Annotated in this window: 22 protein-coding genes; 21 read left to right on the forward strand and 1 reads right to left on the reverse strand. The window is 34.2% G+C overall.

Annotation, left to right across the window (positions count from 1 at the left end; genetic code table 11):
• The first annotated feature begins 2 nt into the window (after nucleotides 1–2).
• Nucleotides 3–1,358: a tRNA (N(6)-L-threonylcarbamoyladenosine(37)-C(2))-methylthiotransferase MtaB gene (gene mtaB, locus I5818_RS09205; protein WP_071976206.1), complete on the forward strand. Its 1,356-nt coding sequence runs from the start codon at nucleotides 3–5 to the stop codon at nucleotides 1,356–1,358.
• Nucleotides 1,359–1,537: 179 nt separating this feature from the next.
• A complete protein-coding gene (gene deoC / locus I5818_RS09210) occupies nucleotides 1,538–2,209 on the forward strand; it encodes a deoxyribose-phosphate aldolase (RefSeq protein ID WP_071976205.1) in 672 nt (223 codons plus the stop codon).
• A gap of 380 nt (nucleotides 2,210–2,589) precedes the next feature.
• Here the strand turns inward: deoC and I5818_RS09215 are convergent, their stop codons facing one another.
• The gene (locus I5818_RS09215) at nucleotides 2,590–3,528 is read right to left on the reverse strand and encodes a Na/Pi symporter (protein WP_071976204.1); all 939 of its coding nucleotides are present in this window, start codon (nucleotides 3,526–3,528) and stop codon (nucleotides 2,590–2,592) included.
• A gap of 248 nt (nucleotides 3,529–3,776) precedes the next feature.
• On the opposite strand from I5818_RS09215, the gene rpsU reads away from it, so the two are divergent.
• The 19 genes from rpsU to dnaG all read left to right on the forward strand — a co-directional run bounded on the left by rpsU (nucleotide 3,777) and on the right by dnaG (nucleotide 20,285).
• The gene (gene rpsU, locus I5818_RS09220; protein ID WP_039238310.1) at nucleotides 3,777–3,950 is read left to right on the forward strand and encodes a 30S ribosomal protein S21; all 174 of its coding nucleotides are present in this window, start codon (nucleotides 3,777–3,779) and stop codon (nucleotides 3,948–3,950) included.
• Between the two features lie 14 nt (nucleotides 3,951–3,964).
• A complete protein-coding gene (locus I5818_RS09225) occupies nucleotides 3,965–4,408 on the forward strand; it encodes a GatB/YqeY domain-containing protein (protein WP_058002135.1) in 444 nt (147 codons plus the stop codon).
• Between the two features lie 145 nt (nucleotides 4,409–4,553).
• The gene (locus I5818_RS09230) at nucleotides 4,554–5,867 is read left to right on the forward strand and encodes an NfeD family protein (protein ID WP_071976203.1); all 1,314 of its coding nucleotides are present in this window, start codon (nucleotides 4,554–4,556) and stop codon (nucleotides 5,865–5,867) included.
• Nucleotides 5,868–5,895: 28 nt separating this feature from the next.
• Complete coding sequence (floA, locus tag I5818_RS09235) at nucleotides 5,896–6,897, forward strand: flotillin-like protein FloA (RefSeq protein WP_058002137.1); 1,002 nt, start codon at nucleotides 5,896–5,898, stop codon at nucleotides 6,895–6,897.
• Between the two features lie 31 nt (nucleotides 6,898–6,928).
• On the forward strand, nucleotides 6,929–7,312 hold the full coding sequence (locus I5818_RS09240) for a hypothetical protein (RefSeq protein WP_071976202.1): 384 nt from the start codon (nucleotides 6,929–6,931) through the stop codon (nucleotides 7,310–7,312).
• A 111-nt stretch (nucleotides 7,313–7,423) separates the two neighbouring features.
• Nucleotides 7,424–7,708, forward strand: a complete 285-nt coding sequence (gene yqfC / locus I5818_RS09245) for a sporulation protein YqfC (RefSeq protein ID WP_058002139.1) — start codon at nucleotides 7,424–7,426, stop codon at nucleotides 7,706–7,708.
• Between the two features lie 13 nt (nucleotides 7,709–7,721).
• Nucleotides 7,722–8,915 (forward strand): sporulation protein YqfD, encoded by a 1,194-nt coding sequence (gene yqfD, locus I5818_RS09250; protein WP_071976201.1) that lies wholly within the window; start codon nucleotides 7,722–7,724, stop codon nucleotides 8,913–8,915.
• The gene (locus tag I5818_RS09255) at nucleotides 8,912–9,874 is read left to right on the forward strand and encodes a PhoH family protein (protein WP_078109895.1); all 963 of its coding nucleotides are present in this window, start codon (nucleotides 8,912–8,914) and stop codon (nucleotides 9,872–9,874) included. The genes yqfD and I5818_RS09255 overlap by 4 nt, the downstream gene beginning before the upstream one ends.
• Nucleotides 9,875–10,128: 254 nt before the next feature.
• Entirely contained in the window at nucleotides 10,129–12,273 is a 2,145-nt protein-coding gene (locus I5818_RS09260) for an HD family phosphohydrolase (protein WP_071976199.1), read from the forward strand.
• A 33-nt stretch (nucleotides 12,274–12,306) separates the two neighbouring features.
• Entirely contained in the window at nucleotides 12,307–12,777 is a 471-nt protein-coding gene (gene ybeY, locus I5818_RS09265; protein WP_071976198.1) for an rRNA maturation RNase YbeY, read from the forward strand.
• Entirely contained in the window at nucleotides 12,755–13,147 is a 393-nt protein-coding gene (locus I5818_RS09270; RefSeq protein ID WP_071976197.1) for a diacylglycerol kinase family protein, read from the forward strand. Before ybeY ends, I5818_RS09270 begins: the two co-directional genes overlap by 23 nt.
• Nucleotides 13,148–13,402: 255 nt before the next feature.
• Nucleotides 13,403–13,804, forward strand: coding sequence for a cytidine deaminase (locus I5818_RS09275; RefSeq protein WP_071976196.1), 402 nt, complete (start codon nucleotides 13,403–13,405; stop codon nucleotides 13,802–13,804).
• Nucleotides 13,794–14,717, forward strand: a complete 924-nt coding sequence (gene era / locus I5818_RS09280) for a GTPase Era (protein ID WP_071976195.1) — start codon at nucleotides 13,794–13,796, stop codon at nucleotides 14,715–14,717. The genes I5818_RS09275 and era overlap by 11 nt, the downstream gene beginning before the upstream one ends.
• A 157-nt stretch (nucleotides 14,718–14,874) precedes the next feature.
• A complete protein-coding gene (locus I5818_RS09285; protein WP_065107198.1) occupies nucleotides 14,875–15,018 on the forward strand; it encodes a YqzL family protein in 144 nt (47 codons plus the stop codon).
• A 60-nt stretch (nucleotides 15,019–15,078) separates the two neighbouring features.
• Nucleotides 15,079–15,831, forward strand: coding sequence for a DNA repair protein RecO (gene recO, locus I5818_RS09290; RefSeq protein ID WP_058002147.1), 753 nt, complete (start codon nucleotides 15,079–15,081; stop codon nucleotides 15,829–15,831).
• Nucleotides 15,832–16,099: 268 nt separating this feature from the next.
• On the forward strand, nucleotides 16,100–16,747 hold the full coding sequence (ccpN, locus tag I5818_RS09295; protein WP_058002148.1) for a transcriptional regulator CcpN: 648 nt from the start codon (nucleotides 16,100–16,102) through the stop codon (nucleotides 16,745–16,747).
• A 31-nt stretch (nucleotides 16,748–16,778) separates the two neighbouring features.
• Nucleotides 16,779–17,576, forward strand: coding sequence for a pyruvate, water dikinase regulatory protein (locus I5818_RS09300; RefSeq protein ID WP_058002149.1), 798 nt, complete (start codon nucleotides 16,779–16,781; stop codon nucleotides 17,574–17,576).
• Between the two features lie 430 nt (nucleotides 17,577–18,006).
• Nucleotides 18,007–18,399 carry a YaiI/YqxD family protein gene (locus I5818_RS09305; RefSeq protein WP_244975377.1) on the forward strand — a complete coding sequence of 131 codons (393 nt, stop codon included), beginning with the start codon at nucleotides 18,007–18,009 and terminating at the stop codon, nucleotides 18,397–18,399.
• A gap of 68 nt (nucleotides 18,400–18,467) precedes the next feature.
• Nucleotides 18,468–20,285, forward strand: a complete 1,818-nt coding sequence (gene dnaG / locus I5818_RS09310) for a DNA primase (RefSeq protein WP_071976193.1) — start codon at nucleotides 18,468–18,470, stop codon at nucleotides 20,283–20,285.
• Nucleotides 20,286–20,310 lie beyond the last annotated feature (25 nt).

The following is a 20,310-nucleotide window of genomic DNA, read 5'->3' on the forward strand; positions in this document are numbered from 1 at the left end:
CAATGTCACAAGTGGCATTTCATACATTAGGATGTAAAGTAAATCATTATGAAACAGAGGCAATTTGGCAATTATTTAAAGCTCAAGGCTATGATCGGGTAGATTTCGAATCAATGGCAGATGTATATGTCATCAACACATGTACTGTAACAAATACAGGAGATAAAAAAAGTCGTCAAGTGATTCGTCGTGCAGTAAGAAAAAATCCAGATGCAGTCATTTGTGTTACTGGTTGTTATGCACAGACTTCCCCTGCAGAAATTATGGCTATACCTGGTGTTGATATTGTTGTAGGTACACAAGATCGGACAAAAATGCTCGACTATATTGAGCAATTCAAACAAGAAAGAAAACCAATTAATGGTGTCGGAAACATTATGAAAAATCGTGTTTATGAAGAATTGGATGTTCCAGCCTTTACTGATCGAACACGTGCATCATTAAAAATTCAAGAAGGCTGTAATAACTTCTGTACATTTTGTATTATTCCATGGGCACGTGGTCTTATGAGATCCCGTGATCCAAAAGAAGTCATTCATCAAGCACAGCAACTTGTAGACGCTGGTTATAAAGAAATTGTCTTAACGGGAATTCATACAGGTGGATATGGACAGGATTTTAAGGATTATAATTTAGCTATGCTACTTAGCGATATGGAGAAACAAGTAAAAGGATTAAAACGAATCCGCATATCATCTATAGAAGCTAGTCAATTAACGGATGAGGTCATTGAGGTAATCGATAAATCGAAATTAATTGTTCGACATATGCATATACCTCTTCAATCAGGATCTGATACAGTCCTAAAAAGAATGAGACGGAAATATACGATGGCAGAATATGAAGAAAGACTGTTGAAATTGAAAAAGGCTTTGCCTGGACTTGCAATAACATCCGATGTTATCGTTGGGTTTCCTGGGGAAACAGAAGAAGAATTTATGGAAACCTACAATTTTATTAAAAAACATAAATTTGCTGAACTTCATGTCTTCCCATATTCGAAGCGTACAGGTACTCCTGCTGCTCGCATGGAGGATCAAATTGATGAAGAGATTAAAAATGAACGTGTTCATCGCCTAATTTCGTTGTCAGATCAATTAGCGAAGGAATATGCCTCTAATTTTGAGAATGAAGTATTGGAAGTCATTCCGGAAGAAAAATTCAAAGATGATCCAGCTAGTGGTCTTTATGAGGGATATACAGATAATTATCTAAAAGTCGTTTTCCCTGCAACAGAAGATATGGTTGGTCAAATTGTGAAAGTTAAAATTACTAAATCTGGCTATCCTTATAATGAAGGACAATTTGTCCGTGTGATGGATGAAATTGATGAGGTCAATCAACAGCAAGCAATATAATTGGTTTTAGAAAAAATTAGAAGTTGAATTAAAAGTCAAGGTTTTCATGACATTGACTTTGGATTTACTTCTAATTTTTTTTGTTTTGGGGATACTAAATCTACTCGAAATGATAGGTTATCAATGATATAGTAATAGAGGTACGTACAACATAAATTACATAAAGGAGAGTTAGAATTATGACGAATAACATTGCAAAAATGATTGACCATACATTGCTAAAGCCTGAAGCAACAAAGTCACAAATTCAAAGTTTGTGTGAGGAGGCAAGAGAATATTCATTTGCATCCGTATGTGTTAATCCAACATGGGTTAAATATGCAGCAGATCTTTTACAAGGTTCAGATGTAAAGGTATGTACTGTTATTGGATTTCCATTAGGGGCTACGACTCCTGAAACAAAGGCATTTGAAACAAAAAATGCCATTGAAAACGGAGCGGAGGAAGTCGATATGGTTATAAATATTGGCGCCCTTAAAAGTGGAGATCTTGAACTAGTTGAACAGGATATATTAGCGGTTACAAATGCTGCAAAAGGTAAAGCAATAACAAAGGTAATTATTGAAACTTGCCTTCTTACTGACGAAGAAAAAATTCGTGCATGTGAACTCGCTGTAAAAGCAGGAACTGATTATGTGAAGACTTCTACAGGATTTTCTACAGGTGGAGCAACAGTTGAAGATATCGCATTAATGCGCAAAACAGTTGGACCGAATATAGGTGTCAAAGCATCTGGAGGTGTAAGAAGTCCTGAAGATGCACAGCAGATGATTGAAGCAGGTGCAACACGTATTGGTGCTAGCTCAGGTGTAAAAATTGTCCAAGGATTAACCAGTGATAGTGATTATTAAGTGATAGAAAAAAAGTAAAAAGCCCAGAGAATGGTACTCTCTGGGTTTTAGTGTAAACTCTTTTCCCAAATATTGTTGCTATTCATGTAAAGTTATAACTTTAAATATAGCTGAGGATCACTGCACTTTTCATTTTACTGAGAAAAGAGCTGCAATCTCCATAAGAACCACTGAAAAACTTTATTGGGTGTAAAAGCCGGCAGTTGGGCTTTTACAAGAATAACTAACTATACGAAAACAGCCTTAGTGTAAGAATGAATAAAAAGTTTCTCTCCATTAGTGGTAATAGGTCCATATTTAGACTATTGAAGTCAATTAAACTCTCTATTAAGCAACTCATTTAAAAGAACAGAATGGGGGATTCTATCTTGTCTTCTTTATTAAATGGGTTTAATCTTACCTTTACCGTGTATTCGGATAATGAATTTACCGAATTTTGTGGCAAACGGAAGAACAATTAATGAGCAAATGACATTAAATATAACACTTGCATGTGCTAATTGGGTTTCAATATTAGAGGTTAAGTGTCTTGAAATATCACCTAAATACTGAATAAACGGAATAAACAATATAGCGCCAACTAGATTAAGCCATATATGGGTGTATGCCGTTAATCTTGCTTCCTCTCCAGCACCGATACTTGCTAATAACCCAGTTATGCATGTACCAATATTTGCACCAAGCATGATGATTATCCCAGTTTCGAGGGGGAATATCCCTGCGCTTAGAAAACTCATAGCGATTCCAGTCATAACTGTACTTGATTGAATACATGCCGTTAAAAGAATCGAAAATAAAAATCCATAAATCATATGACCATTTATTAATATTAAAAGATGCTGAATAAAGTCGAGTTTTGTTAAGGGGCCAGCTAGCCATTCAAACCCTCTCATTGCGGAGATAATTATTGCAAAACCCGTAAAAATAAAACCTAGGCTCTTTATTTTTGGTCGATTAAAAAATAAAAAAAACAAACCAATGATTAAAAAAGGAATAATTAACTGTGATAAATCATACGAAAGGAATTCTAAAGTAAAGGTTGTGCCGATATTTGTTCCTAAGATAATTCCTATAGTCTGTGGAAAGCTTAGAATTTTCGCCGCAACTAAACCTACCGTAATGACCATAACTGCAGAACTACTTTGTAATATTGCCGTCATGATTATTCCTACGACCATTCCTTTAATAGGAGTACTTGTTATTTTTTTTAGCCATACCTCCATTGCTTTCCCTGAAAGATTAAATAAGCCAATACGAAGCCATGTCATGCCTAATAAGAAACTTCCCACTAAACCAATAAATAAACCTAAATAAAGCATGTCCTCCCACCTCATTAGTAATCATATGGTATAATAACAATGAAAATGCCGCTTTTAAAAAATAGTAAAATTTATTGTGTTTACAGTAGAGAAATAGTTAATTTTACACAATTTTTTATAGGACATTTTAAACAACCCTATGAAAGTTTATTGACCTCGTAAAAAGGATATATTATAATGTCATGGTACATGGTTTTTTTATGTGTTGCATGAAGCCGTAGTGTGTGTTCGGAGGGAGGGAAAGAGAGATGTCAAAAACAGTTGTTCGTAAAAACGAATCGCTTGAAGATGCTCTTCGCCGCTTCAAACGTACAGTTTCTAAAACAGGAACTTTACAAGAATATAGAAAGCGCGAATTTTATGAAAAACCAAGCGTAAAACGTAAGAAAAAGTCTGAAGCTGCTAGAAAGCGTAAGTTCTAAGAGAGGGTGGAATAATGGGTCTTCTCGAGCGTTTAAATGAAGATATGAAACAAGCGATGAAAAACAAAGAAAAAGAAAAACTCTCTGTTATCCGCATGCTTAAAGCATCATTGCAAAATGAAGCGATTAAGCTTGGTAAAGATCTGTCAGAAGAGGATGAACTGACAATCCTTTCTCGCGAAGTGAAGCAACGCAAAGACTCCCTCCAGGAATTTCGAAATGCAGGTCGTGAAGATCTCGTTGAAAAAATTCAAACAGAACTAACTTATGTGGATATATATTTACCTGAACAGCTTTCAGAAGATGAACTGACAACGATTGTTCTCGAAACAATAAAAGAAGTTGGTGCTACATCGAAAGCTGATATGGGAAAAGTGATGAGTGCCATTATGCCGAAAGTTAAAGGTAAGGCTGATGGTTCAACTGTAAATAATATCGTAAAGCAGCAATTAGCTTAACAAAAAAGCCAGGAAGTTTTTTAACTTCCTGGCTTTTTTCTTGAAATAATTCTTTAAATTATTTCATTATAAATGAAACTTTTATGTTACAAAAACGTAAAAATAAATAAGGAAAAACTGAAGAGGAGTAGAAAGGGGGGATAATTTGAAAAAAGCTCTCTTTATATTAGGATCTCTATTAATAATTGCAGGAAGTTTATTTTTTTCAGCAAGTGCAGAAAGTCAAAGTAAAAAAACTGTTGTAGTCATTCCTATTGAAGAAGAGATTGAAAAGGGATTACAAGCTTTTTTGAAAAGAGCCATTGATACAGCTGAGGATAATTATGCTGATTTAATCGTGTTTGATATTAATACTCCAGGCGGTGCTGTAAATGCAGCAAGTGATATAGGTAAACTTTTAAATAGTACTGATATAAAGAAAATTGCTTTTGTTAATAATAAAGCACTATCTGCGGGTGCCTATATTTCTTTGTTTGCAGATGAAATTTATATGGTACCGGATGCCACAATGGGAGCTGCAGCAGTGATTAATCAACAAGGGAACACAGCAGGAGAAAAAGCGGAAAGTGCCTGGAAAGCTGCAATGAATGCGGCAGCTAAACAGCATGGGCGGGATCCAATCTATGCAGAAGCCATGGCTGATAAGGATATTGATCTTCCAAAGCTAGATGCTGGAAAAGGGAAATTGCTGACATTAACTTCTGAACAAGCTGTTGAAGTGGGTTATTCAGAAGGTACATTCAAAAATTTATCGGAGTTATTAAAGCATATTGGGTATGACAATGCTTTAATCGAGCATGTTGATCTAAGCTTTGCTGAAAAAATCGCTAGGTTTTTAACTAATCCTATCGTTGTTCCTATTCTACTATCCATTGCAAGTCTTGGTTTAGTAGTAGAATTATATTCCCCAGGCTTTGGTATACCTGGTACAATGGGATTAACAGCATTATTATTATTTTTCTATGGACATTTAGTTGCAGGTTTGGCAGGCTATGAATCTCTTATATTGTTTATTATAGGTATCGTACTGATTATCGCAGAATTCTTTTTACCTGGAGCGATTGCGGGAATCCTAGGAGCTGCAGCCATTATAGGAAGTTTACTCATAGCAGGGGGAAACATCTTTTACATGGGAATATCAATAATAATTGCTGTATTAGTAGCTATTATTGGCATGATTATAATGGTAAAGGTGTTGGGTAAACGGATGAAAATATTTAAAAAGATCGTCTTATCTGATTCAACGAGTACTGAAAAAGGATATGTATCAAATGAAAATCGTGTGGAGCTAATTGGTCGTACAGGTCTAACCATTACCCCACTTCGTCCTGCGGGAACGATAACGATAGATGATGAAAGAATAGATGTAGTGAGTGAAGGCGGGTATATCGATAATGGTCAGAGCGTTAAAGTAATCAAAGTAGAGGGCTCTCGAATTGTCGTTAGACTAGATAAATAATCGAAATTTTTGAAGGAGGATAAATTTAATGGGTTTAGATCCAAGTACAATACTTATATTATTAGCAATTGCAGCTGGTATTATTGTTCTTGCCATACTATTAACTTTTGTTCCAGTTATGCTATGGATATCAGCTTTAGCAGCAGGCGTTAAAATTGGAATTTTCACCTTAATTGGTATGAGGTTACGACGTGTCATACCAAGTCGTGTCATCAATCCTTTGATAAAAGCACGTAAAGCAGGGATTGATGTAGGAATTAATCAATTAGAGAGCCATTATTTGGCTGGAGGAAATGTTGATCGTGTAGTAAATGCTTTAATTGCTGCTCATCGAGCGAATATTACCCTTACATTTGAACGATGTGCTGCAATTGATTTAGCTGGTCGTAATGTATTAGAAGCCGTTCAAATGAGTGTAAATCCAAAGGTCATTGAAACCCCATTTATTGCTGGTGTTGCAATGGATGGTATTGAAGTAAAAGCGAAAGCAAGAATTACCGTACGAGCGAATATTGAACGCCTTGTCGGTGGAGCTGGTGAAGATACAGTTGTTGCGCGTGTTGGTGAAGGGATTGTAAGTACAATCGGTTCTTCAGACAATCATAAAAAGGTATTAGAGAATCCTGATTTAATCTCTCAAACAGTATTGAAAAAAGGATTGGATGCAGGAACTGCTTTTGAAATTCTCTCCATAGATATCGCTGATGTGGATATCGGTAAGAATATCGGTGCGCATCTTCAAACTGAACAAGCCGAAGCTGATAAGAAAATTGCCCAAGCAAAGGCAGAGGAACGCCGTGCAATGGCTGTTGCTTCCGAACAAGAAATGAAGGCAAGAGTTCAAGAAATGAGAGCAAAAGTTGTTGAAGCAGAAGCAGACGTCCCATTAGCAATGGCTGAAGCATTACGTTCTGGAAATATTGGAGTTATGGACTATTTAAACTTTAAAAATATTGAATCAGATACAGATATGCGAGGATCCATTGGAAAAATGACATCAGATAAGAAGGATCAACAAAAGCCAGAATAACGTATTTAACCAAAGGTAGGGAGGAATTCCTTTGGAATCATTAATCATAGCGGTAATTGTAGGATTAATTAGTCTTTTTCTTAATAAAAAATCGAATGAGGGGAAACAGGATAAACAAGACGCTCCAAAACCGGTCTCTACACCGAGGAGTAATCGGCCCCTTGCGAAAACTATTACCGAAACTACATCACCACCTGATAAAATTCAAGCTAAATATAGGGAAATTAAAGAAGCATTTGAGCCTACTCCAGAAGTGGATTTGAAGGAATCATTTGAAAAAGAAATGCTCCCTCAGAAGGTCAATAAAGAAAGTGAACCTAAACAGCTTGAAATTGATGAAAATGATCTATTAAAGGGTATCATTTTATCAGAGGTTTTAGGCCCACCAAGATCAAAAAGACCATATAGAAGATAAAAAATTATAGAGAAATCGTGTCGATCACCAGACACGATTTTTTCTTTTTAAAAATGTGTGCTGAATCCCCTTCCTACTTCATAAATATGAGATGAAAGGGGGTTCTTTTTTATGGCAAAAAAATGGAGCAGACAACTTCGTAATTGGATGACAAGCAAAATGGAGCTTCCACAGGATGTCATGATGGATCTTCCCCGAATCACGATGATCGGACAAATCCATATTTATATAGAAAATCACCGCGGATTATTAACCTTTTCAGATCGTGAGGTTCGATTACTTCTAAAGCAGGGACAATTGTTAGTAAAAGGTCAATCCTTCGTTATTCGAACGATATTACCCGAAGAAATATTATTAGAAGGAAAAATCGATGAAGTAATTTATTTAAATGAATAGGGAGTGACTTTTCTTGAAGAACCAATGGATTACTTTTTTTGGTGGTAAGATCCATGTAAAGGTAGAAGGGAAAGGTGTAGAGCGATTGATAAATCAGCTCACCCGTTCCCATTTAACTATATGGAATGTTAAAAGACAAGGTACAACTGCGATTACTTTTTTTATGCGGTTACAGGATTTACATAAACTAAGGCATCAGAGCAGAAAATATGACTGTAAGATTTCCTTTTTAAATGGACAAGGTGCTCCTTTTTTATGGAAAAGAGTATTGAAAAATTCAGGATTTTTTACAGGGTTTTTGCTTTTCTTTATCGTTATTACGATTCTCTCCAATATTATATGGGGAATACAAATAAAGGGAGCTAGCCCGCAATTAGAACATCAAATACGTAAGGAATTAGATAAATTAGGGATTCATATTGGGAAACTACAGTTTTTTGTAGATGATGTAGAAACGATTCAAAGAAAGCTAGAAGATCGCATTCCTGAATTAACTTGGATTGGTGTCGAATTAAACGGGACAACCTTTCATTTCCAGGTAGTAGAAAAGACAATACCTGAACCACCAGAGAAAAAGTCCCCACAAGACCTTGTAGCGACTAAAAAAGCTGTGATCGTGGATACTTTTGTTGAAAATGGTCAACAAATGGTTAAAATTAATCAATATGTGAAAAAGGGTCAGTTACTTGTTTCGGGTACAATTGGCAATGAGCATAATGAGAAACAAGTTGCTGCAATTGGAAAAATCTATGGTAAGACATGGTATAAGTCAACAGTTGAGATGCCACTTGAGTCAGATTTCCAAGTTTATACAGGTAAAGAAAAGCGAAAATATAGCTTAAATTTTGGATCGGTAAAGGTTCCTTTGTGGGGATTTGGAAAAATTGAATATAAAGAATACGATTCAGAAAAAGAACCACATAAAATAAATTTTATAAAGTGGTCTCTTCCAGTAAAGTACGAAGAAACAACCGTAAGAGAAAAAGAAAATGTAAAAAGAAAATATAGTGAAAAACAAGCCATAGATGCTGCTAAGGAAAAGGCGCGTCATGACTTAAAGTCAAAAATTCCTACAGATGCTAAAGTAGTTGATGAATATGTTTTGCATGAGAAGGTCGAGAATGGTAAAGTTAATTTATCAATATATTTCCAAGTTATCGAAAATATTGCAATAGAAAAACCAATCATTCAAGGAGACATAGAATGACAGAAGATTTAAAAACATCTAAACTTCAACTAGAAAATCCAAATGAAGCGATTGCCTTATTTGGAATCTCAGATTCAAACTTAAAAATGTTAGAAGCAGAATATGAAGTATCAATTGTTACTCGAGGAGAAACAATTGATGTATCTGGAAAAGAAACAAATGTAGAAAAAGTGTACCATGTTCTATTTCAACTATTAAAGGTTATTAGGAAAGGGATTAATATTAGTGGCCGGGATGTTGTTTATGCCATCCAAATGGAAAAACAGGGAATGATAGAGTATTTTACAGATATTTATGAAGAAGAAATCACTAAAAATGCGAAAGGCAAGATTATTCGTGTAAAAACTCTCGGTCAAAGGCAATATATCAATGATATTAAAAAGCATGATTTAGTATTTGGTATAGGTCCAGCTGGGACAGGTAAAACATATTTGGCGGTTGTAATGGCTGTTGCAGCATTAAAGAGTGGCCAGGTGAGAAAAATTATTCTTACAAGACCCGCAGTAGAGGCAGGAGAAAGTTTAGGCTTTTTACCTGGAGATCTAAAGGAAAAGGTAGATCCATATTTACGCCCGCTATACGATGCATTAAATGATGTATTAGGCAGTGAACATACACAAAGGCTGATTGAAAGAGAAACCATAGAAATTGCACCTCTAGCATATATGAGGGGAAGAACTTTGGATGATGCCTTTGTTATTTTGGATGAAGCTCAAAATACCACTCAAGCACAAATGAAGATGTTCTTAACCCGCCTAGGCTTCAGCTCTAAAATGGTAATTACAGGAGACCGTACACAGATTGATTTACCGAAAGGGATTCAATCTGGACTAGTGGCAGCTGAAAAAATCTTAGAAAATGTTTCAGGAATTTCTTTTGTATATTTGGAACAAAGTGATGTCGTGCGTCACCCTCTTGTTGCACGGATTATTGATGCATATAATATACACTCTTCTTAACCCGTACTTTTTAGTCGGGTTTTTTCTTTGGATTGGCTTTTTTTCTCGGCTGGTAGTAGGATTTTGGCAAATACAATAAACTATACAAAAATGGCCTTTGATTAAAAGGGATAATATCAGCTATTGTCGAATTAGTGAGTTAGATGGAATGAATGAATATAATAAATATGGGTGCATTTCAATACAAAAACTGATATTATTTTACATAATTAGGGAAGAGCTGAGAAAAGCAAAAAAATGGTGGTGGGGAGTAAATGAATCTTCAAGATTATATAAGCAAAGTCCGCACATTATTAAGTTATAAAGTGTTTACATTTATTTGTTTTCTGATATTGGCTATATTGTTATATGGCGTTCTTTTTTATAATGTAAAACCTCAGACATATGATATAGAGTTATTTTCAGTGGCAGATAAAACCATACGTTCACCTAAGACAATCGTTGATGAAGAAAAGACGAAGGATGAACAACAAAAGGCAGCAGATGCAGTAGAAAAGGTTTATACCTTTCAAAAAGAAAAGGAGCAAAATCGAGTTTCTCTAATTAATTCGATCTTTGATTTCGTAACGGATGCCAATAAAGAAATCCCAGCTCATATAAAAGATAAAGAAATGGAAAAGACGGATAAAAAAACAGACAAAGAAAGATTGGTTGACTTAAAATCAAAACTTACATCCGATGTAAATGAGGATGTAACAAAGTCTATTTCGGATGCTGTCTTGATGGACTTACTCAAGGCAACCCCTTTTGAATTGGAGCAGACGAGAAATATACTTAATAGCCAGGTTGAACAATTAATGGGAGAAAAGATTCGCGAAGATAAAGTTAGGCAGTATCAAGGCAGAATGGAAGATCTAATTCGTGATTCGTCCATTCCAACAGAGCTAAAATCAGCTGCTATTGCATTGGGTAAATACGCAATTGTCCCAAATGAAATTTATGATCCTGAACAAACAGACATTCGAAAAAAACAAGCAATGCAAAGTGTAGAACCAATAAAAATACTACAAGGTCAAGTTATTGTTCAAGAGGGTCATCTTATAGACCATGAAAGCTATCATCAGCTTGAACTGCTTGGATTATTAAAAAGTAATCCAACCATTAAGCCATATATTGGTTTGGGGATATTCGTATTTTTGATTATAGGTTCTTTGTATTTGTATTTTTCTACTTTTCGAGTAAGCGAAGAAAAAAAACAAAATTATTTAATTCTGCTAAGTCTAATTTTTATTATCAGTTTATTATTAATGAAAATTATAGGTTTAATGGCGGATTTAGAACTTGATAAAATTGGTTATTTATTTCCTGCTGCAATGGCACCGATGTTAATTCGTATGATGCTTAACGAACGTTTTGCTTTTATCATTACGATTATACTTGCTGCTTGTGGTAGTATTATTTTTCATGATGAAATAACAGGATCGGTAAATATTGAGATTGCGATTTATATTTTATTTAGCGGAACAGCTGGTATATTATTATTAACAAATCGTAATCGAAAATCGAATATTCTACAGGCGGGATTTTTCATTTCGATTATAAACATCCTTATCATTTTCTTTTTGTTATTTTTAGGCAATGGTCAATTTACAAAAATGGAGTATCTATACTATACGATCTTTGCTTTTGTTTCTGGATTATTATCTGCTATACTAACGATTGGTCTGTTGCCATTTTTTGAGGCTGGTTTTGGTGTTTTGTCCACTTTAAAATTAATCGAACTTTCAAGTCCAAATCATCCATTATTGAAAAAGATTTTAACGGAAGCACCAGGTACCTATCATCATAGTGTAATGGTGGCAAACTTAGCTGAAGCAGCATGTGAGGCAATCGGTGCAAATGGATTATTAGCCAGAGTGGGATGCTATTATCATGATATTGGCAAAACAAGAAGACCACAATTTTTCATTGAAAATCAAATGAATATAGAAAATCCACATAATCATATTTCTCCCGAAACGAGTAAAGATATTATTATTGCACATGCGACAGATGGTGCACAAATGCTTAAAAAGCATAAATTACCTAAGGAGATTGTTGATATAGCAGAACAACATCATGGAACTACATTATTAAAATATTTTTACTATAAGGCAAAAGAAGAAAATGATCATATTGATGAAATGGACTATCGCTATCCTGGTCCAAAACCTCAAACGAAAGAGGCGGCAATTATTAGTATTGCTGATAGTGTGGAGGCAGCAGTTAGATCGATGACACATCCAACACCAGAACAGATTAAGAATTTGATTGATTCTATTGTTCAAGATCGTTTAAAGGATGGTCAATTGAATGAATGTGATATAACATTAAAGGAAATAGAAGTGATTAAAAAAACATTTAGTGAAACGTTAAATGGAATCTTTCACTCACGGATAGAGTATCCAAACCCAAAATAAGAGACAACTTAAATGTGAAAAAGGATGAATAATATGGCTTTAATTATTGATTTTATTGACGAAACAAGCGAAATGAAAGAAGCGGATTTAAATCTCGTAGAAAAAATATTAAATTTTGCTTCTGAAAAGCTTGGGATAGAGAATGGGAGTGAAGTATCTGTTACCTTTGTAACAAACGAAAGAATTCAAGAAATTAATCGAGAGTATCGAGATAAGGATCAACCGACGGATGTCATTTCTTTTGCTATGGAAGAACTTGGTGATGATGAAATCGCAATAAATGGTTTAGATATACCACGAATGCTTGGAGATATTATCATTTCGGTACCTAAAATCCAAGAACAAGCAATGGAATATGGGCATTCATTTGAAAGGGAACTTGCCTTTCTTGCTGTCCATTCCCTTCTACATTTACTCGGATATGATCATATGACAGAGGAAGATGAAAAAGAGATGTTTGGTTTGCAAAGGGATATTTTAGATGAATATGGGCTTACGAGATAAAGGGCGATTCTGGAAGGCATTTAAGTTTGCATTTCAAGGAATTATGCATGCATGTAAAACTGAGAGAAATGTACAATTTCATTTCGCTGCTTCGGTTATCGTTATTTTATTTAGTATCTATTTGAACATATCATTATTTGAATGGTTATTTATTTGCCTCTGTATTTTTGGGGTCATAACGCTGGAATTAATAAATTCGGCTATTGAACGAATAGTCGATCTTGCGTCCCCTAGTTATCATCCATTAGCTAAACAAGCGAAAGATATTGCAGCTGGGGCAGTTTTAGTTTATTCTATAATGACGGTAATTATAGGCAGTATCATCTTTTTACCGAAACTTGCACGTCTATTTCAATCTTACATAGGATAATAATAAATCACTTAAAAGCTGCTATTATGGCATTTTGTCAACAAAGTTGTTCTCTTTAGACAACTTAACAAGTCAAAGTCGCTAAACAAGCAGCTTTTTCTATTTATTTGCAGTGGGTTTCTCTTTACGGTAAAATATTTTCAAAGCTACTTCAAATTAAAATATAAGAGTTTTGAAAATATTCTAAACAAAATAAAAATATTCCATAACTTTGTGATGAATTTGTAGTAAACTATAATAGAAGGGGTAGACATAATGAATTTAGAACAGCTTATTGAAGAAGCGAAAATCGCAAGAGACAAAGCATATGTACCTTATTCCAAATTTCCGGTCGGTGCTGCACTATTAAGTGAAAATGGAAAAGTATATCATGGCTGTAATATTGAAAATGCTGCTTATACAGTTGGAAATTGTGCGGAGCGTACAGCTCTGTATAAAGCATATTCTGATGGCGATACAAAGTTCAATGTGCTTGTTGTAACAGCTGATACGGAAAGACCTGTACCACCATGCGGAGCATGTCGACAAGTGATTTCTGAACTTTGCCCTAAAGATATGAAAGTGATTTTGACAAATTTAAAAGGTGATATTCAAGAATTAACTGTTGAGCAATTATTGCCAGGCGCATTTTCTCCGGAGGATTTACATGCAAAATAAAAGTACAGAACAGCAAACATTTAAATCAGGGTTTGTATCTATCATAGGTCGACCAAATGTTGGGAAATCCACTTATATTAATCGAGTGATCGGCCAAAAAATTGCCATTATGAGTGACAAACCACAGACAACAAGAAATAAAGTTCAAGGGGTACTTACGACAAACGATTCACAAATAATACTTATTGATACACCAGGAATTCATAAGCCAAAACATAAATTAGGCGATTTTATGATGAGGGTTGCAACAAATACACTCAAAGAAGTGGACCTGATTTTGTTTATGATTAATGCGGTAGAGGGATATGGAAAAGGTGATGAATTTATCATCGAAAAATTAAAAACTGTCCGTACACCTGTCTTCCTTGTTATAAATAAAATCGATCAAGTGCATCCAGATGACTTGCTTAAAATAATTGAAAAATATAAGGAATTATATGATTTTGCTGAAATTATTCCAATATCTGCTCTAGAGGGACAGAATACTGAAAGATTGCTTGAGCAAATAAAGGAATACTTGCCTGAAGGGCCTCAGTATTACCCTGCAGATCAAATTACAGACCACCCTGAACGTTTTATCGTTTCAGAGTTAATTAGAGAAAAAGTATTGCATCTAACAAGAGAAGAAGTACCGCATTCGATTGCTGTAATTATCGAAAAGATGCAGAAAAAGCCGGAAAGTGAAACAATACATGTAATGGCAGCAATCATCGTTGAACGTTCCTCTCAAAAGGGGATCATTATCGGAAAACAAGGTAGTATGTTGAAAGAAGTAGGAAAAAGAGCAAGGATAGATATTGAGAACTTACTTGGATCTAAGGTTTATTTAGAGCTATGGGTGAAAGTTCAAAAAGATTGGAGAAATAAAATTACACAGTTGCGAGATTTTGGTTTTAGAGAAGATGAATATTAATTAGCAAGTTTTTAAAAATGAAAAATTGATTTCTATGCATCCTTTTGATTAGCAATTTTTACGTCACATGTTCCAAGGAGTCTTGGTAAACCTAGTATTAAAGGCTTTACTAATGATTTCATGAGTTTTTCACAACATGAAAGGCGGGGTTAATGTTATGATAGAATTTACCTGGAAAGTCTTTGCGGAAACTGGAAGTATTGATACGTATTTGCTATTTAAAGAGCTTGAAAAAGATCGTCAGGATGAACCATTAAATACAGATCATGAATTTAATGAAATTGATTTCCCCATTTCATAAGTTGCAATGATCGTGCGTCACCTGGGAAGCTTGTAAGACTTGCTTTGGAAGGTGGATTTTATGTTTCAAAAATGTGAAGGCATCGTTATTAGATCAATTGATTATGGTGAATCAAATAAAATTGTTACAATATTTACACGAGAGTTTGGGAAAATAGGAGTGATGGCTAGAGGCGCTAAAAAGCCAAATAGCCGTCTTTCCTCTATATCTCAACTATTTACATATGGGAACTTTTTAGTCTCATTAGGTTCAGGACTAGGTACACTGCAGCAGGGAGAAATTATTTCTTCCCTTCGATCTATTCGTGAAGATATTTTTAAAACAGGATATGCTTCGTATATTATTGATTTATTAGATAAAGCGGTTGAAGAGAAAAGGGCAAATCCTTTTCTTTTTGAACTTTTATACCAAACATTAAATTATATAAATGAAGATGTTGATTTAGAAATCATAACGAATATTTTTGAAATGAAAATGTTAAATGTACTTGGATTGTATCCTTGCATGAATCAATGTGCTGTATGTGGGAATAAAGATGGGAAGTTTGCCTTTTCTATTCGGGAAAATGGTCTTCTTTGCCATCGATGCTATGAGAAAGACCCTTATCATATCCCTACCTCACCAATAGCTATTAAGTTACTCCGACTCTTCTATTTTATTGATCTAAACAGACTAGGATCAGTGTCAGTTAAAGAAGAAACAAAAAAAGAACTACGTTTGATTATATCTATGTATTATGATGAGTATTCCGGTTTGCATTTAAAATCCAAAAAATTTTTAGAGCAAATCGAAAAATTTCGCCAAATGCTGTAATGTAAGTTTGCCCTCATAGTATGATAGGAACTCCACATTTTTATGGAGTTTTTTTATATGGATCTTTTCTCAAATATTGCTGCTAAAGAGATCATGTTTTTACATATAAAACTAAGTTGAACATACAAGAACGTAGGAGGGTATTTACAAAAGCAACATATTTTACGAAAACAGCTTTTAATATTTAACAAATTTCTTTTCAATATAAGTAAATAGTATATAATATTTGTGTATGAGTATAACATTATTTAGATTTTATACTGGTTAGGTGGTGTGGAAAATAGAACTGAATAATCGACAGGAAACCATATTACAAATCGTAAAAGATAATGGGCCTATAACCGGTGAACATATAGCAGAAAAATTAAATCTAACAAGAGCAACACTTCGCCCAGATTTAGCCATTTTAACAATGGCTGGATATTTGGATGCGCGGCCTAGGGTTGGTTACTTTTACACTGGAAAATCAAGTACACAGCTTTTAACAGACAGTTTAAAAAAAATAGTCGTCAAAGACTATCAATCAATTCCTGTAGTTGTAAATGAAAATATATCAGTTTATGATGCAATTGTAACAGTTTTTCTTGAAGATGTAGGTACGTTATTTGTTGTAGATGATAAGCTGTTATTAGTTGGAGTCCTTTCGCGAAAGGACTTATTACGTGCGAGTATCGGTAAGCAAGAACTCTCTTCACTTCCAGTGAATATTATTATGACAAGAATGCCGAATATTACAGTGTGTAAAAAAGATGATTTATTAATTGATGTTGCAAAAAAATTAATTGAGAAGCAAATTGATTCAGTTCCCGTGGTTAAGGAATCATCCGAGGGAAACGGCTTTGAGGTGATTGGGCGGATAACTAAAACAAATATAACAAAAGCCTTTGTATCACTTGCTGACGAAAATTTATATTAATATCAAGAAATGACGGGATGGTGATCTTAAAATGACGCGACCGATTATTTATGTCGTTTCAGACTCGGTTGGTGAAACAGCTGAATTGGTTACTAAAGCAGCGATTAGTCAATTTAATGGAAAAGATGCAGAAATCAAACGTTTTCCATATGTTGAGGATTACCAGCATATTGATGAGGTTGTCTCCTTAGCCAAGCTTAATCATGGTGTGATTGTGCATACATTGGTGAAGCCGGCTATGCGGGATTATATAAAAAAACGAACAAATGAACAACATGTCAATGCGGTAGATATTATTGGTCCTTTAATGGATAAATTTCAAGAGCTATATCATAAAGAACCATTATGTGAACCAGGATTAGTTCGAAAATTGGATGATGATTATTTTAAGAAGGTTGAAGCAATAGAATTTGCTGTTAAATATGATGATGGACGAGATCCTAAAGGAATTCTACGAGCAGATATCGTTTTAGTGGGTGTTTCCAGAACATCAAAAACTCCTTTATCTCAATATCTAGCACATAAGCGATTTAAAGTGGCCAATGTCCCCCTTGTACCAGAGGTAGACCCCCCTGAAGAGCTATTTCAGGTATCACCTAATAAATGCTTTGGATTAAGGATCAGCCCTGAAAAACTTAATTTTATTCGTAAGGAAAGGCTACAAGCTTTAGGTTTAAATGATGAAGCAAGCTATGCAAATATTAATCGAATAAAAAAGGAATTAGAGTATTTTGACGCGATTGTATCAAAAATGGGATGTAAAGTAATTGATGTAACAAATAAGGCAGTTGAAGAAACAGCAAATATTATTATGAATAGGAATCATTAGACACAAGAGTCTATAAAGGGTCTGACCCCAGAGAATATATATACTGTATCTAGAATGAACGATTTTTTATTTCAGATACAGTAATGCGGGGACAGATCCCTTTACTATTTTTATTGTAAAGTATGGGAAAAGAATAAAAATATTTTAAATAAAAATATATGGTCAAAATCAGAGAAATATACTATAATAAAAAATTGTGATAAAAATGTATTTAAAATAGGTTTAGAGTCACGGATTAAGGAATAAACTAACTATTGAGATATGTCAAGAGTCAAGGCTTAGAAAAATTCGACAAAAGCAAAAAAATATACTCATAGTATGGAAAAGAAAGAAGGATTCTGTGGAGTGATGTAGAATTATTACTAATACAGAAAGAAATGAATCCATCATATTTGTTGATGCAGATGCATGTCCAGTTAAATCGGAAATCATTTTTCTTGCTAAGAAGTATAAAATGCTCTATTATTTTATTGCCTCTTATGCACATCAAACAAAAAATAGTGATGCTACTTGGATTTATGTTGATCCTTATAAAGAATCAGCTGATTTATTTATAATGAATCATGTAAAGGAAAATGATATTGTCATTACTCAGGATATAGGGCTTGCAAGCCTAGTACTCCCGAAGAAAGTGAGGGCAATTTCTCCAAGAGGTAAAGAATATGTAGAAGAATCAATTGCTACTGCCCTTGATTTTCGTTTTTTAGCTGCTAAAGCTAGGCGACAAGGGAAATATGAAAAAGGCCCAAAAGCATTTACGAAAAGTGATAGGAAATCATTTTTGTATACGCTTGAGGAGATTTTGTCGAAAAATGTAAAGTAAAGTTATAACTGAATAATCTATACAAATCAAACATAATAGAGAGAAAAATTTCAATTGGGGATGTTTTCATGGTTGGAATTATTCCTGAGGATAAAATTAATGAAATTCGTCAATCAATAGATATAGTAGATATTATTGGCGAATATGTTCATTTAAAAAAACAAGGACGTAATTATTTTGGTTTATGTCCCTTCCATGGTGAAAATACACCTTCCTTCTCGGTATCACCTGATAAGCAAATATATCATTGTTTTGGTTGTAAAGCTGGTGGAAATGCAATTTCTTTTTTGATGGATATTGATGGATTAAGCTTCCAGGAAGCCATCATTAAGCTAGCTGAGAAAGGGAAAATACCATTAGATTTAGAAATAGGATCTGAACAAAATCGATCAGATTCAAAAGTAAATAGTGAAAAAAAACAAATGCTTGAAGCGCATGAACTTCTTCAAAAGTTTTATCATCATTTATTAGTTAATACAAAAGAAGGGCAAAATGCGTTAGAATATCTCGTTGATCGAGGATTTACATTAGATAGTATTGAAAAATTTCAAATAGGGTATTCCTTACCTAGTTGGGACTTTGTTGTAAAACTTTTGCAAAAACGTGGTTTTTCATTAAGCCTTATGGAAAAGGCAGGACTAATCATTCAAAAAGAAAACAGTGACTCCTACTTTGACCGATTCCGAAACAGAATCATGTTTCCTATCCAAAATAGCAAAGGCGAAACCATTGCTTTTGCAGGAAGATCGATTGAAAAAGAGGATCAGCCGAAATATTTAAATAGTCCAGAAACTGAATTGTTTAATAAAAGTAATGTTCTTTATAATTTTTTTCGGGCAAAAAGCTTTATAAAAAAACAGCAGCAAGCCATATTATTCGAAGGATTTGCTGATGTAATATCTGCTGATAAGGCAGAACTTTATAATGGTATCGCGACGATGGGAACATCGTTAACTGAGCAGCATGTGCAGTTAATAAGACGAATGACAGATACAATTATTATCTGTTATGATTCGGATTTTGCGGGAACTGAAGCCGCTTATCGTGCTGCCAATATGTTAACAGATCATCACTGTCAAATTCGAATAGCAAGAATGCCTGAAGGATTTGATCCGGATGAGTATATAAAAAAATATGGTAGTGAAAAATTCCGTCAAGAAATTATTGCTGGTAGTCTTACATTTATGGCTTTCAAGATGGAATATCATCGCCTAGGGAAAAAGCTGCAAAATGAAGGAGAAAAGTTAAGATATATCGAAAAGATTATAGAGGAAATAACAAATCTTGATAAAGCTGTTGAAAGAGATCATTATTTACGCCAATTAGCGGATGAATTTTCTATTTCATTAGATGCTCTGAAACAACAACAACAGCAAATGTATTATGCCAAGAAGAAAAATGGTCATGTCAAACAACGAGAAAACAATCAAAACAGATTGTTTTTACAACAGAAGTCCCGTTTATTACCGGCAAATCAAACTGCAGAAAGACGTTTACTTGCTCATATGCTGCAAAGTGTTGATTTAGCCTTTAAAATAAAAGATTTATTAAATGGAATTATACTTTATTATGATGAACACCAAGCAATACTTACTTATCTTCTTGGATTTTATGAAGAGGGAAATGAAGCCGACACGAGTAAATTCTTATTATATTTACCAGATGAAAATTTACGAAGAATTGTAACTGAACTTGAAATGATGCCATTAAACAGTGATGTTGCAGATCGTGAAATCGAGGATTATGTGAATCAGGTGTTGAAACATCAAAAGATGTTAAAAATAAAGGAAAAAGAAAACTTGCAAAAAAAAGCAGAACAAGAAAATGACTTTGTAAAAGCGATTGACTTAGCTAAAGAAATTATTGTACTGCGTAAGTCTTTATAAATATTCTGCAAATTGCATGAAATAC

The sequence above is a fragment of the Heyndrickxia oleronia genome (assembly GCF_017809215.1).
Lineage (GTDB): Bacteria > Bacillota > Bacilli > Bacillales > Bacillaceae_C > Heyndrickxia > Heyndrickxia oleronia.